This is a genomic window from Nostoc sp. UIC 10630, from assembly GCF_010747425.1.
In the GTDB taxonomy this organism is placed as follows: Bacteria; Cyanobacteriota; Cyanobacteriia; order Cyanobacteriales; family Nostocaceae; genus Nostoc.
In genome coordinates this window covers 1-13,649 of sequence record NZ_JAAGOG010000038.1, presented here as the reverse complement: position 1 = coordinate 13,649, position 13,649 = coordinate 1, and the positions used below count along the sequence as shown (strand labels likewise).

Genomic DNA, 13,649 nt, shown 5'->3' with positions numbered 1-13,649 from the left:
GATTACTGTAGAATTTCAATAATTTTATTAATCACCTCTGTTAATTTTTCAAGTTTTATTTGACCTGCTTGATATAAAACAATTTGTTTATCAGCAGTAAAAATCCGATTTGGTCTGATATTACTGGATTGATTTAATCGACCGTAACTAAAATCACTATTATCTAGTTGAATAGCATAAATATCGCCAACAGCTTGGCTTGTAATTTGGCAAAGGATCATCTCCCTGAAGAGTAGCAATAACTAAAGCAGGTCTACGTTTTGTTTGAGTTAAGTCTGAAAATGGAAATGGAACAATAACAACATCACCTTTTACAAATCCTGCCATGCTGAATCTTCCTCTGGTATTAACCAATCTTTTTGCAGTGATGATTCACTCATAATGGTAATTTCTAAAGTTTTATCTTTCTGGTACTTGGCTTGCAAAAACTGAACAAAATCTAAAATTTCCTGTAACAGAGGTTCAGGTAATTTCTCTAGTTCTTGCGTAATCTGTTCTTTAAGCATAATTGTCTTGTTTTGTGTTTCGGCAATATCTAAAATAATATTTATCATATCGGGTTTTGAATTAAAATATAAAACCAAACAAATTATGCGAGTGTAAAATTTTATATGACACTCCAATAGCGATCGCAGATGATGACAATAGTTATTAAATTTGCGATCGCAACTCTTGATTGCTTTAAAATTAAGGTTATAGAGTATTCTTACTTTAAGATGATGTAAAATTTGTACCCTCAGAATGAGCCTCTTCAACCTATAGTAGGAGTGTCATGTTCCATTAAGCGCCTACGATGAAGAACTAGGTAATCAAATCGCAGTATATCTGCCTTTTAAATTATGGACTGGAAGTATAAGTGGAAAAATGGCTATAAACCAAGCCGAGATGAAGCGGCAAAAAACCCTCATTTGTTAGATGAGAGTCAGTTCGAGAACGAGCAAGACCGAAAGCTAGCTGAAGAATCAGCAAGGAAGCATTTGGGTATACCTGCACCAACTATAGACGAAGATCAGTCAATACTACCTCATTAGCTTCTTCTAATGAACAAGGTTGATAACGCCATTTCCAAAAAAGATTTTGCAACAAATAAACTGGCTATAGGGGCGTACAGATGTACACCCCTAATTATGTATCTCTAGCACTATGTACGCTCCACACCATTAGGAAGTTCGATAAAATGCAGATTTCTCAAATTTTTAATCGATTAAACAATAGCAAATTTACTAAGTTACTCAGTCAAACAGTAGCTTTAGGCGTAAGTGCTTTTGTTCTCCTCTCAACTAGTAATGCCAATGCCGCCGAGCAAGTTGTTTTAAAGTATGGTACTTTTCAGGGGCAAGTTTCTGTTCAAGAATTAAGTCAGTTTACAGAAACAGGCAAGACTACCCCCACATTACAAGCTTATTTAGAGGCAGCCAAACAAGATCCCGCAGTAGCTCGTAAAGCACTGAAAGCACCAATAAAAGCCGATCCTGCCTTTTTAAATAACTTACTGTCAAGCTGGGCAGGGCCAATTTTAGTTAACCAAATTGGTGAAGTAGTTCATCCCCCCGCAGGACAACTAGATCAGCAAGCGCTGCGAAGTGCTTTAAGTACATCTATTCAACAAAATGGTGAAGTTACACTCCTTGGAGCCATTCAGAATTATCCTAATACTTCTGTTGAACTTGAAGGCGATCGCCTCATCTCTGTTTATGAACGCCTAAGCAGTCTTGCAGAACTCTTATGATAGCTAGTTCCTGCTGAAATTTAATACCCATGAGTCTATCTTAGGGTTCTATTCTGTGACTGAGAAATTCCCTAACGTAATTGTAGAGTTAGGGAAAAGTTTATATGACGACTGACGTTTCTAGAAATATTAACAAGGATGTTAATGGAGCGCTGATAAGTGGTGTTCTCCTAAGTGTTTTCGGGGTGATTGCGATCGCAGCGCCTAATTTCACCACCCTATTCGCCGAGACTTGGATTGCGGTGATTTTGATTTTCGCTGGATTTACAAAACTAGTTTATGCCACTCAAACCCGCCACGAAGGAGGTTTTATTTGGAAACTTCTATTGAGCGGACTCTATATCGCAACGGGTATAATGCTGTTTGTTTATCCTTTTACAGGTATTCTCACACTGACTCTGTTGCTTGGTACCTTTTTGGTAACTGAAGGCACATTCGAGTTAATTCTGGCATTCCGGTTACGTCCCCAAGAGAACTGGACGTGGATACTAGGTGATGGCATTATTACACTGGTCTTAGGTGCAATGATTTGGTTCCAGTGGCCCTTCAATGCGCCCTGGCTTCTTGGCACACTAGTTGGTGTCAGCATTATTTTCACTGGAATTTCACGCGTAATGCTGTCATTGAATGCGCGTTCTACCTCAAATCCTCCTGACCAAGCAGCAAATCCTACTTAGTAGATAGAGTATGGGGAATGGGGAAAAACGATTACTAATGACCCATTCCCAAACTTGTTGAGTAGTGAAAGTTTAATAAGAGATTGTAGCAGCGATGCCTAGGTTGGGCTACGCCTACGCCAAGAAAATTGCTAAATTAACTAAGGAAATCAAAATCAAGGCCAGCTAGCTGCAATCTACGATGGTATCTATTGCTACTCCCTTCTCGGATATTCAAAACCATTGGGCACGCTTATTTATTACAGCCTTAGCTCAACGTGGTATTGTCAGTGGGTCGCCGAATGGCACATATCGTCCCGATAACTCACTCACTCGCGCTGAATTTGCCGCCATCATCGCCAACGCATTTGGCACAGTTACTAAGAAGCGGCAATACGTACCTTTTGTGGATGTACCCATAAATTATTGGGCAGCAGCTGCCATTCAAACAGCTTACGAAAAAGCATTTATTAGCGGGTTTCCTGATAAAAGTTTCCGCCCCGCCGAGCGAATTACTAGGGCGGAAGTTTTAATTTCTTTGGTAGCGGGCTTAGAAATTGCCACCAAGATAAAACCAGACCTCCTCTCAACACTCCCACAAATTTATCAAGATTCTATTCAGATTCCTGCGTATGGGAGAAATCAGGTAGCTATTGCCACTAGTGCTGGATTAGTGGTTAGTTTCCCAAATATCAAATTACTCAATCCCAATCTTGCAGCTACTCGTGCAGATGTAGCAGTAATTATTTATCAAGCTTTGGTGTATTTAGGCAAAGCAGAAAAAATTGCCTCTAGTTACTTAGTGCAGCCGCCAACACTAACGCCTACGCCCACACCAATACCGACACCAATACCAACGCCCACACCAATACCGACACCCACTCCAATACCGACACCCACACCTGTCGGTAGCGTTAGGGTAAATCATAGTCGGGAATTCCGAGGGGCGTGGGTAGTATCTGTGTGGAATGGTGATTGGCCTTCTAAGGCGGGACTTTCTGTTGCTCAACAGAAAGCTGAACTCACTGAGATTATTACTAAATTACAAGCGCTAAACTTCAATGCCCTTATCTTTCAGGTGCGGCCGGAGGGAGACGCTTTATATGAATCGCAATTAGAGCCTTGGAGTGCCTGGATTACAGGAACTCAGGGAAAAGCACCAGAACCATTTTACGATCCTTTAGCGTTTGCGATCGCAGAATGTCACAAGCGTAATATTGAACTCCATGCTTGGTTCAACCCTTACCGCGCCAGCACTTCCACCGACCCAGCTAAAACAGTACGTCCCCACATAGCAGCGACTAATCCAGAAAGCGTTTATTTATGGAAAACTCAACGCTGGATGGACCCAGGATTGAAAATAGTTCAAGATAGAGCTTACAACGTAATTCTTGATGTAGTGAAGCGCTACGATGTTGATGGCATTCACTTAGATGATTATTTTTATCCATATCCCATCGAGGGGCAACCTTTCCCCGATAACAAAACTTATGCTGCATATCAAGCAGCTGGTGGTTCACTCAACCTTGGTGACTGGCGACGGGACAATGTTAACAAAATGGTACAGCGTCTCTGGCAGGGAATTAAAGCAGCTAAACCCGACGTGAAATTTGGTATCAGCCCCTTTGGGATTTATCGCCCCGGACAACCTGCTGGCATTACTGGGTTAGATGCTTACAATGTGTTGTATGCCGACTCGAAAAAATGGTTAGAAGAAGGGTGGATTGATTATATTGCACCTCAACTTTACTGGCGCACAGATCAAACACAACAAAGTTATTCAGCATTGCTACAGTGGTGGACACAGGTAAACACAAAGCAAAGACACGTTTACGCTGGTAACAATTTGACAGAACCAAGCAACAAGAGTCGAGAGAGTGATGAGATTGAAAAGCAGGTGAAAATTAGTCGTAGCCAAGCAGGACGGTTATCGCTGGGCAATATCTTCTTTAATCTCGGTGTTTTGACGCAAAATAGTCAGGGCATTGCTGATAAATTCCAAAGTCTGCTTTATAACAAACCTGCGCTACCACCAACTTTGCCTTGGCAAGATACAACGCCACCCCCTCCACCCATTGGATTACAAGTCAATAACCGCAAACTGAGTTGGCAGCCTGGAGATAATCAGCCAGTTCGTTCTTGGACACTTTATCGGCAAACTGGGGATACTTGGACAATTCAGCGAATTTTGTCTGCTGGCACAACCTTCGCTACCGTTCAACAAGCGGGAACTTATGCCGTATGTGCGGTGGATAGATTGGCCAATGAGAGTGCGGGAACAGTGATTACAGTGAGTTGAACAAAGGTGCTGCTTAGACATCTCAAAAAATGATGTAGGCACAATTCATCAATTGTGCCTATCGAGAATTTATTTGTTGGAGTTCCCTTATGTGCAAGTCTATCTGCATAGTTTAGGCATAGCGATATCTATCTTTTTGAGGAACAATTGAGATTTGCATAGGTTTTAAGGAACGGATTAACCTTTCGGTAGATTAAGACAGAATCATCAAAACTGTATATTTGGATGGGGTAACACATAATTTGCCACAAAACCTCATGCTAAATCAGTAATTTCAAGATAAACAGATGAAATTTTGATTGAATTCTAGTTAATTTGTTCCTTATCCTCATAAGCCATGACATCCCCTGAGCCTCAAACTGATTTTGGAGAAAAAGCTCCACAAACCTCATTTGAGCCACCTTCTGGAAAACGGCGGTGGCCTTGGTTATTTTTAGCGGCACTACTATTGTTAGGGGGCGGAACAGCCCTCGTTTGGCGTTTGCTCACTCCGCAAAATTCAGCGCCTTCAACTACTAACGCTCAACCTCAAGGGGTAAGAGTCAAAGTATCCACAGTACAAAGCGGCATAATTGAGGAAAGTTCAGATTTTATTGCTAGCCTAAAATCCCAGCGCTCAGTCATCCTCCAGCCGAGGATTCAGGGCCAAGTTACCCAAATATTTGTGAAATCGGGAGATCCAGTAGCCGAAGGGGCGGCAATTATCCAAGTAGATCGTACATCACAAGCAGCGATCGCTCCTAACAATGCTGCGCCTCAAGGATTTTTATTGCAACTGGAAACTGCCCGCACTGTACTCAAATCTCTAGAAGCCCAACGAGCATCCTACGTTGCGAATGTGCAATTGTATCAACAGACCTACGAAAAGTATTCCATCCTAGCTGAACAAGGAGCCGTGTCTCAACAGACTCGCAATCAGTTTGCCGATCGACTTGCCAATGCTAAAACGAGTCTTGATGCAATTGATTCCAGGATTCAAGCCCAAAGAGCCAATATATTGCAGGCTGAAAAAACCTTACAGCAAGCTAATGTAAATACTCAAACACAACAAATCCAATCTGACAAAATTACCGCTCCCTTTAGCGGCACTGTTGGCAACATGGCTGTGAAAGTAGGTGATTTAGTTAATACTTCCACACAATTAGTTAATCTCACGCAAAATCGACCTTTAGAAGTCAACATCTCTGTGCCACTACAGCAAGGGCCGCAATTGCGTAAGGGAATGCCAGTGGAAGTAATGAATACACAAGGTCAAAAGCTGGGTAGAAGTAGAGTATTTTTCATTGCGCCTACTGCTAATAACGAAACACAAGGGATACTGATTAAAGCACTTTTTGACAATCCTAACGGTCAGCTACGTGCAGATCAATTGGTAAGGGCTAGAGTGTTTTGGAATCAGCGCCCCGGAATTTTAATCCCCACAACTGCAATGACTCGTGTAGGTGGCGACACTTTCGTGTATGTAGTTGAAACCGAAACATCTCCCCAAGGTGTATCTCAACAAGTAGCTCGACAAAAGCGCGTGAAGCTAGGCGAAATCAAAGGTAATAATTACCAAGTTCTTGAAGGATTACAACCAGAAGATAAAGTTATTATCTCAGGGTTGCTCAATCTTAGAGATGGCGCTGCGATCGTTCCAGAATCTTAATTAAGGGGAGTGGGTAGAGACGCGATTAATCGAGTCTCTACTAAGCATTTGGCAAGTGGAGGACATGAGATTAATAACCGAATGACAAAAGACAAAAGACAAATGACAAAATTTAACCTTAGTACAGTACTTTAACAGCAGATAATCACCTTGGTGAAGCAAAATAAAACTAGATTAATCTATGGCATCTTTATCAGGGAAAGTTGCAATTATCACTGGTTCATCGCGGGGAATTGGACGAGCGATCGCACTAAAATTAGCTGGTAACGGCGCATCTATTGTCGTCAACTATGCGGGTAATGCAGCCAAAGCAGAGGAAGTTGTTGCAGAAATTGAAAAGTTGGGAGTAGAAGCGATCGCTATCCAAGCCGATATTAGCAAAGTACCCGACATCCAACGCCTGTTTGAGCAAACACTTGAGCGTTTTGGTAAAGTCGATATTTTGGTCAACAATGCCGGAATCGCCTTCTATAAACCAATTACTCAGGTGAGTGAAGAAGATTTCGATGCGATTTTTGCTATTAACGTCAAAGGTACTTTTTTTACTTGTCAACAAGCCGCGCAACACCTATCAGAAGGCGGAAGGATTATCAACTTTTCGTCATCAACTACGGTGATGATGCTGCCAACTTATAGCGCTTATGTCGGAACTAAGGGTGCTGTTGAACAAATCACGCGGGTATTAGCTAAAGAATTGGGTGCAAAAGCGATCGCAGTTAATGTTATTTCTCCTGGCCCTACCGATACAGAACTATTCCGAGAAGGCAAAACCCAAGAACAAATAGATCGTTTAGCTCAAATGGCTGCTTTTGGCAAACTGGGAGATGTGCAAGAAATCGCCGATGTCGTAGCGTTTCTCGCTAGCGACGAAGCCAGATGGATTACTGGGCAAAACATCCGTGTAAACGGTGGAATCGCCTGAGATAATTAAAGTTCTCCTCATAAACCAATACAGTTCAGATAAGACCAAAACACTTGTCTGGACGGCGATTTATCGCGTCTCAAAAACCCAAAATTTTTGCCAGTAGCCCTTAACCCAAGCGTATTGCCTCATAAACGCGATATTCTCCGTTTCAAAACCTTAGCTAGTAACCTGGGCATTGCTAGTCCTGTTAGGGTAGGCGAAAATGAGACTGCTACTCCGATTCATTCGAGCTTTTTACTCGAATATAATTGTCCAAGAGCAGCTAACAAAACGGATTGCTAAATATGGGCTGAAAAAGTTTGTATAAACCGTTTCTAGCTTATACAAAGAACGGCTCGTTTATCCGGTTGTAGAGTCTGTGTTTTCGTACTAAATATCACTTCCCTGTCATCCAAAATTATGGATTTGTCCAACTTTACTACACTTCAAAACTTAGAAGCTGCCTTCGGTGGTGAATCGATGGCAAATCGCAAGTATTTGTTTTTTGCTGACGTAGCGCGTCAACTTGGGTTTCCAGACTTGGCAAAACTTTTTAAAGAAACAGCAGACCAAGAAACTGAACACGCTTTTGCACATTTTAAGTTGCTGCATCCAGAACTAGTGGTAGAAAATGCGGCTGCTTTAACTGATGAACAAAAGCGGGAAATTATATCTCGCTGTTTATCTTTGGCAATTGAAGGCGAGACTTATGAATATACTACAATGTATCCAGAGTTTGCTGCCGATGCTCAACGCGATCGCGACAATCCTGCGGCTGAAGAATTTCTCAAACAAGTTAAAGAATCTACCGATCATGCCAACACATTTCGAGAAGCTGCACACCGTTTTGGCTTGCTAAAATTCATCGAAAATTACCACGCCGATCGCTATGCTGAAGCTCTAGAAGTATTAAATGGAGGACAAACAGCAACCAGAGTTGCAGCTGAAGATCCTAAAACTCGTAAATGGATTTGTAGACAATGCAGCATGATTTACGATCCCGTTGCTGGCGATCCCGATTCTGGGATTGCACCTGGTACACCTTTTGAAGAAATTCCTGATGATTGGAAATGTCCAATTTGCGGCGCTAGCAAAAAAACTTTTAAGCCATTTGAGGAAAAAGTTGCAGCTTAGGACGACAATTAATTAGGCACTCTTTTTAGCATATAAACGCGAAGCGTCTTAAGCATACTTCGCGTTTTCGATTATTTATCGCAACAGAATTCAGGAGTCAGGATTCAGAATGGGTTAAATTCCCCGCCACCGCTAACAGAATGGATTGTGACCGAAAAAGATTATATTGCAACGCTTACGAGCATCTTAATTCTGACTCATTAATTCTGACTTCTGAAGTCTTCTTCAATGTTCTCAAATTAGCAAGCTAATTACCAGGTGGACACAATTGCTGCACTTTTTGAGGAAGTTGCCGACACATTTGCTGGAATCCTTGAGGATTAATTTGCCACCAAGCAAATAATCCTAAACTTGTACCCCCTACAAGCAACGCAAAAATTCCCCCCAGCATTACCAAGCGTTTACCCCGATTAGGTTTTGTAATTAAGGTTGGTGGAATTTCTGGGCTTGTAACTGATTCCTCTGAAGTATCTAAATCTAGATCCAAATCTAGATCCAAATCTAGCAAAGTTTGCGAACTTTCTGTGAAGGAAATTAATTCCTGTTGTTCCTCTAATTCCTGTTGTTCCTCTAATTCCTGTTGTTCCTCTAATTCCTCTAATTCCTCTTGTTCTTCTTTTATCTCTGCTTCTATAATCTCTTCTGGCAACGCCGGAGTCACAGGTACTAAATATTCGGGAGAAACACGGCAATAAGTGAGAACAACTGACGTATTATCACGCCCATTTTTTTCGTTTGCCAAGTTAATCCAGTTGCGGACAGCATCTTCAACTGTCATCTGGCCTTTTAACACGGGTATTGCGTAATCTTGCCAATATTGTTCCACCCTGTTATTATCACTTAAACCATCAGAACACAGTAGTAATATGCCATCTTCTTCCACAATAAATCGCTGAATCTTGAGACGTAAAGATTCTGCATTTCTTGTCCCCAACGCTTGAGTTAAGGCAGTAGCATCTGTTCTTATTAATGCTTTTCGATACAAACTTTTGGCAAAGCGGACTTCTCGCGTCGCCACATCATCATCTACTGTGAGTAGCTGACAATAGTTGCGAGTAATCCAATAGGCACGGCTATCGCCAACATTAGCCAAGTAAAGTTCATGGGTATTATTTGATTGCCACCCAGTACTTGTCTGTACTCGTTGTGGAACTTGCAACGCCATGACAATGGTTGTAGCCATACGTTCTTTACCTTGACGTTTTTGTTCGTTATTGCGGGCACAAATCACATTATTTACCACCCGTAAGCTTGCTTCTAATTGTTCTTGCAATAACTCTGGTGATACAAGTGCAGCTTGTTCTGTAACCTCCGCTAGTAAGGCGCGAATTTGCAACTTTACAGACTGCACTGCCAATTTACTGGCAACCTCGCCGCCTTCGTGCCCACCAATGCCATCACAAACAATTGACAAGTGGGACAATAAAGGCTCATCTAAGTCATTCAAAGTATTCGGGTAGCAAGCATCTTCATTTTGCGCCATAATCGGCCCAATATCTGTAGAGCCTGCCACTTTAAAAACTAGTGGTAATTCTGCCGCAGATGCTAGTAATAAACCATTGAGTTGAGTAGCAACATCATCCAACTCAATTTCCGTTTCACACATCTCCTGGACTATGTTCTGCAACCCTTTAGCTACTGATGTCTTTGCAGAAGCTACCCAAAACTGCCAACACTCCCCCAGATTTTTTAAACTCAGCTTCTCATCTTCTGATGTTTGGTAGAGTTCCAACAGTCGCACACACCAACCTTGGACTCTCAAGTTGTCTACTACCAGTAAACTGCGGCTAAGTCCTAATTCTGATAAAGGTGTCCAAAGTTGGAGAATTTGCCACAGCCAATAAACTTGTCGTACCGCCGTTGCTTGCTCCCAAGCCTCAACAATAGTTGGATAGATATTTCCTGTGTCATCTATCGGCACATTTTCTAATAACAAGATATCAGTTGTATCTTCCTCACCATCACTAGCAAACCCATAAGCTTGGGGCAGATGTAACCGTTCTTGATATAACCGTAGATAAGGAATTACTTCCTTCGGTAATTCTTCAGGGACATCTGGTGGTAGTCCTGGTTGAGTATCCAGCCAAATCTGGCGAGTAATTACTCCATATCTGTCTGCTACTTTTGTGCCTGGTGTAATTTGAGCAGACAATGAGCCAGTAGCCCAAAGATAACGGTGAACCAAGGGAGTTTGGCAACTTGCACAAACACGATCTCCAATAGGATTAATGGGGCTATTACAGCCTGGATTTATACAATAAATTGTCAGTTGAGTAGAAATCATAAAAGTATAAATTTAAAAACCAATCAACTCATGAATTTCGATTACATTTAGCTGGCAATGGCTTGAAGGCTAGAATAGACTGGATTTGTGTACCGCTAGCTACATCTGGTTACTGAAAGTAATCAAAATTATTGGTAAAAAGACCAAGTTTTGCTTTCTGTAAATAACTTACGTCTGGCTGTATCTAATCGTAGAAATGGATTTACGTCAATGTAGAGTCTAGGATGGCACTATGCCAAGTTTGACCTTAATCTGGCTTCTGGCGGGAGCAGTTTTGTGTCTCATGGAACTGTTCTTACCATCGGCGTTTGTCGCCTTCATGATGGGAATTAGCGCTTTTGTGGTGGCGCTGCTGTCTGGAGTGGGTTTGGGAAATGTATGGTTGCAAGTTGTAGTTTGGCTATTACTTTCCACATTTCTAATCATGCTTTCTCGTCGGTTTTTGCAACCACGACGACGCAAATCGAAAATTCAGGATGCAGTCATAGCCGAAACTTTAACCGAAATTCTGCCTGGTAAAACAGGGCGGGTGTTGTATGAGGGAAATTCCTGGCAAGCACGATGTGACGATGACAAATTTACTGTAGCACCCCATCAAAGAGTTTATGTGGTTAGGAGAGAGGGTACTACTTTGATTGTGATACCAGAAAATTTGTTGAATTCTTAATTATTGGGAATGGGGAATTGGGAATTGGGAATGGGGCATTGGTTATTTTCTTTATTTCCCCATCTCGTCCATTTCCTACTCTCTTTGACATTTAATACTTAAAAAATCAGGAGATTCACAATGGAACAGTTTTTTTTGCTCGTACTTTTAGCCCTTGGTGGTTCTGCCGTCGCGGGATCTGTGAAAGTCGTCAATCAGGGCAATGAAGCTTTGGTGGAAAGATTGGGTAGTTATAACAAAAAACTGGAACCAGGACTAAACGTGATCTTTCCTTTCATAGATAAAATTGTCTACAAAGAAACTATCCGCGAAAAAGTCTTAGATATTCCTCCACAACAGTGTATCACCCGCGACAATGTTGGCATTGAGGTAGATGCAGTGTTTTACTGGCGCATCGTGGATATGGAAAAAGCCTGGTACAAGGTAGAAAATCTCCAGGCTGCAATGATAAATATGGTGCTAACTCAAATTCGCGCTGAAATGGGGCAACTGGAGTTGGATCAAACTTTTACTGCTCGTTCTCACATTAGTGAACTTTTGCTACGGGATTTGGACGTTGCTACCGATCCTTGGGGAGTGAAAGTTACACGGGTAGAACTGCGAGATATTATTCCATCTCAGGCAGTGCGAGAATCGATGGAATTGCAAATGTCGGCAGAACGACGCAAACGCGCAGCAATTTTAACTTCTGAGGGTGAACGCGAAGCTGCTGTCAATAGCGCCAGAGGTAAAGCTGACGCGCAACTCCTGGATGCGGAAGCTCGTCAAAAATCGACAATTCTGCAAGCGGAAGCTGAACAAAAGGCGATCATTTTGAAGGCTCAAGCGGAACGTCAGCAGCAAGTTTTGAAAGCGCAGGCGATCGCAGAATCAGCAGACATTATTGCCCAAAAACTCCAGACTAATCCCAATGCTAATAAAGCAGTGGAAGTTCTGTTTGCTTTGGGCTATCTCGATATGGGCGCGACAATTGGTAGAAGCGATAGCAGCAAGGTATTGTTTATAGATCCGCGTACTATTCCTGCTGCTTTTGAAGGTATGCGTTCCGTTATCTCAAATGGTCAGGTTGACTCTAACGAGTTGTTTTCTAAGCAAATACCAGGATTAGAAAATAACCGCCCTGGTTAGGAGTGAGGAGTGGCATTGGTGTCAACTTCAGTTTAAAACCCTTTTCAAACTTCGTTTCCAGTCTCAGACTGGGAACGAGACAATCACAATTATCTACTGACAACCTTTTTCAGCTATTCTGACTGATAATTCCCCCATAGAGGTTAACTTCGCTAAAATCGGCATTATCGAAGTCGTTCCTCAAAATAGCACCACTAAGGTCAATAATGAGGATGGAAGTAAAATACGCTTTATTCCTCTCATAGAATTGGTATGATTATTGACCAATCCCAGTAGCTTGATTTACTTGGCATTGGCTGCACAACCCAAAAAACTCTAGGGTGTGGTAAAAAACTTTAAACTTATGGCTAGATTCTAACTGCTCTTCTAAATCATGCACGGGGCATTGATGAATTGGAATTGAGACACCGCATTGCAAGCAGGTAAGGTGATGTTTGTCTTGCTGGGCTAGGCTATAGAGGGCTTCACCATTAGCCAAATTCCGTACTTGTACTATGCCTTCGAGTTTTAAGGCTTCTAAAGAACGGTAAACTGTTGCTAAACCCATACTCTGATTTGTATTACGTAATTCTACGTAAATATCCTGGGCAGAAATGCCTTTTTTGATAGTTTTCAGCAGGTTGAAAATACGCTCTTGACTGCGGGTGCGTATAGCTCTCATAGACAATTATTTAAATATGCCACTGTAGTTGAAGCTGTTAGATGGGCTAATTGATCAATTAACTTTAACTGCTTCGTAATCTTATTTTCACTCAGTTGGAACAGAAAGTTATAGTATAGCGATCGCAGCATTCAGCAAAAGCCGTGCAAACCAAGTATCTAGCCAAAATTTTTGTGACACTTCGTCCTTCAGTCTTAGACCCTGCTGGTGTGGCTGTACAATCCGGTCTTCAGCAACTGGGATACGATAACGTTGACCAGGTGCGGATTGGCAAGTACATTGAACTCACCATCACCTCGACTGAGGAAAAGAAAGCTCGTCAAGACCTTGATCGCATTTGTGACCAAATGCTAGCAAATCCCGTAATTGAAAATTACCGCTTTGAGTTGATTGAAGTCGAAACCCAAACGGGAGTCTTTTAGGGCATTGGGAATAGGGCATTGGGCATTGGGCATGGGGCATTAAGCATTGGGAATAAAGAAGAGACAAGTCAGAGGGGGAAGACTTGTTCAATAATTCTCCATTCCCCATTCCCCATC

14 protein-coding genes are annotated in these 13,649 nt (G+C 42.0%); 10 read left to right on the top strand and 4 right to left on the bottom strand.

Annotated features, from left to right (window positions below):
- Window positions 1-2: 2 nt before the first annotated feature.
- Both G1O98_RS12050 and G1O98_RS12045 read right to left on the bottom strand, forming a co-directional pair.
- Window positions 3-221 carry a hypothetical protein gene (locus tag G1O98_RS12050; protein WP_243458415.1) on the bottom strand — a complete coding sequence of 73 codons (219 nt, stop codon included), beginning with the start codon at window positions 219-221 and terminating at the stop codon, window positions 3-5.
- A gap of 90 nt (window positions 222-311) precedes the next feature.
- Window positions 312-554: a DUF2281 domain-containing protein gene (locus tag G1O98_RS12045; RefSeq protein WP_175586646.1), complete on the bottom strand. Its 243-nt coding sequence runs from the start codon at window positions 552-554 to the stop codon at window positions 312-314.
- Between the two features lie 285 nt (window positions 555-839).
- Here G1O98_RS12045 and G1O98_RS12040 point away from each other — a divergent pair, with 285 nt between their 5' ends.
- From G1O98_RS12040 to G1O98_RS12010, 7 genes are all read left to right on the top strand, one after another.
- The gene (locus G1O98_RS12040; protein WP_041565802.1) at window positions 840-1,031 is read left to right on the top strand and encodes a hypothetical protein; all 192 of its coding nucleotides are present in this window, start codon (window positions 840-842) and stop codon (window positions 1,029-1,031) included.
- Window positions 1,032-1,177: 146 nt separating this feature from the next.
- On the top strand, window positions 1,178-1,729 hold the full coding sequence (locus tag G1O98_RS12035) for an alpha/beta hydrolase (protein WP_163929036.1): 552 nt from the start codon (window positions 1,178-1,180) through the stop codon (window positions 1,727-1,729).
- A gap of 104 nt (window positions 1,730-1,833) precedes the next feature.
- Entirely contained in the window at window positions 1,834-2,406 is a 573-nt protein-coding gene (locus G1O98_RS12030) for an HdeD family acid-resistance protein (RefSeq protein ID WP_163929035.1), read from the top strand.
- Window positions 2,407-2,587: 181 nt separating this feature from the next.
- Window positions 2,588-4,684, top strand: coding sequence for a family 10 glycosylhydrolase (locus tag G1O98_RS12025; RefSeq protein ID WP_163929034.1), 2,097 nt, complete (start codon window positions 2,588-2,590; stop codon window positions 4,682-4,684).
- 337 nt (window positions 4,685-5,021) lie between these two features.
- Entirely contained in the window at window positions 5,022-6,332 is a 1,311-nt protein-coding gene (locus G1O98_RS12020) for an efflux RND transporter periplasmic adaptor subunit (RefSeq protein ID WP_163929033.1), read from the top strand.
- A gap of 181 nt (window positions 6,333-6,513) precedes the next feature.
- Window positions 6,514-7,254 carry an SDR family oxidoreductase gene (locus G1O98_RS12015; RefSeq protein WP_163929032.1) on the top strand — a complete coding sequence of 247 codons (741 nt, stop codon included), beginning with the start codon at window positions 6,514-6,516 and terminating at the stop codon, window positions 7,252-7,254.
- Window positions 7,255-7,656: 402 nt separating this feature from the next.
- Window positions 7,657-8,370 carry a rubrerythrin family protein gene (locus tag G1O98_RS12010; RefSeq protein ID WP_163929031.1) on the top strand — a complete coding sequence of 238 codons (714 nt, stop codon included), beginning with the start codon at window positions 7,657-7,659 and terminating at the stop codon, window positions 8,368-8,370.
- A 247-nt stretch (window positions 8,371-8,617) separates the two neighbouring features.
- Here G1O98_RS12010 and G1O98_RS12005 read toward each other — a convergent pair whose 3' ends face one another.
- Window positions 8,618-10,654 carry a protein phosphatase 2C domain-containing protein gene (locus G1O98_RS12005; protein WP_163929030.1) on the bottom strand — a complete coding sequence of 679 codons (2,037 nt, stop codon included), beginning with the start codon at window positions 10,652-10,654 and terminating at the stop codon, window positions 8,618-8,620.
- Window positions 10,655-10,886: 232 nt separating this feature from the next.
- Between G1O98_RS12005 and G1O98_RS12000 the strand changes: the two genes are divergently transcribed.
- Both G1O98_RS12000 and G1O98_RS11995 read left to right on the top strand, forming a co-directional pair.
- The gene (locus tag G1O98_RS12000; protein WP_163929029.1) at window positions 10,887-11,321 is read left to right on the top strand and encodes an NfeD family protein; all 435 of its coding nucleotides are present in this window, start codon (window positions 10,887-10,889) and stop codon (window positions 11,319-11,321) included.
- A 120-nt stretch (window positions 11,322-11,441) separates the two neighbouring features.
- Complete coding sequence (locus tag G1O98_RS11995) at window positions 11,442-12,449, top strand: SPFH domain-containing protein (RefSeq protein ID WP_163929028.1); 1,008 nt, start codon at window positions 11,442-11,444, stop codon at window positions 12,447-12,449.
- Window positions 12,450-12,705: 256 nt separating this feature from the next.
- On the opposite strand, the gene G1O98_RS11990 is transcribed toward G1O98_RS11995, so the two are convergent.
- Window positions 12,706-13,110, bottom strand: coding sequence for a Fur family transcriptional regulator (locus G1O98_RS11990; protein WP_163929027.1), 405 nt, complete (start codon window positions 13,108-13,110; stop codon window positions 12,706-12,708).
- Between the two features lie 143 nt (window positions 13,111-13,253).
- Here G1O98_RS11990 and purS point away from each other — a divergent pair, with 143 nt between their 5' ends.
- A complete protein-coding gene (gene purS / locus G1O98_RS11985) occupies window positions 13,254-13,532 on the top strand; it encodes a phosphoribosylformylglycinamidine synthase subunit PurS (protein ID WP_012412776.1) in 279 nt (92 codons plus the stop codon).
- The last annotated feature ends 117 nt before the right edge of the window (window positions 13,533-13,649 follow it).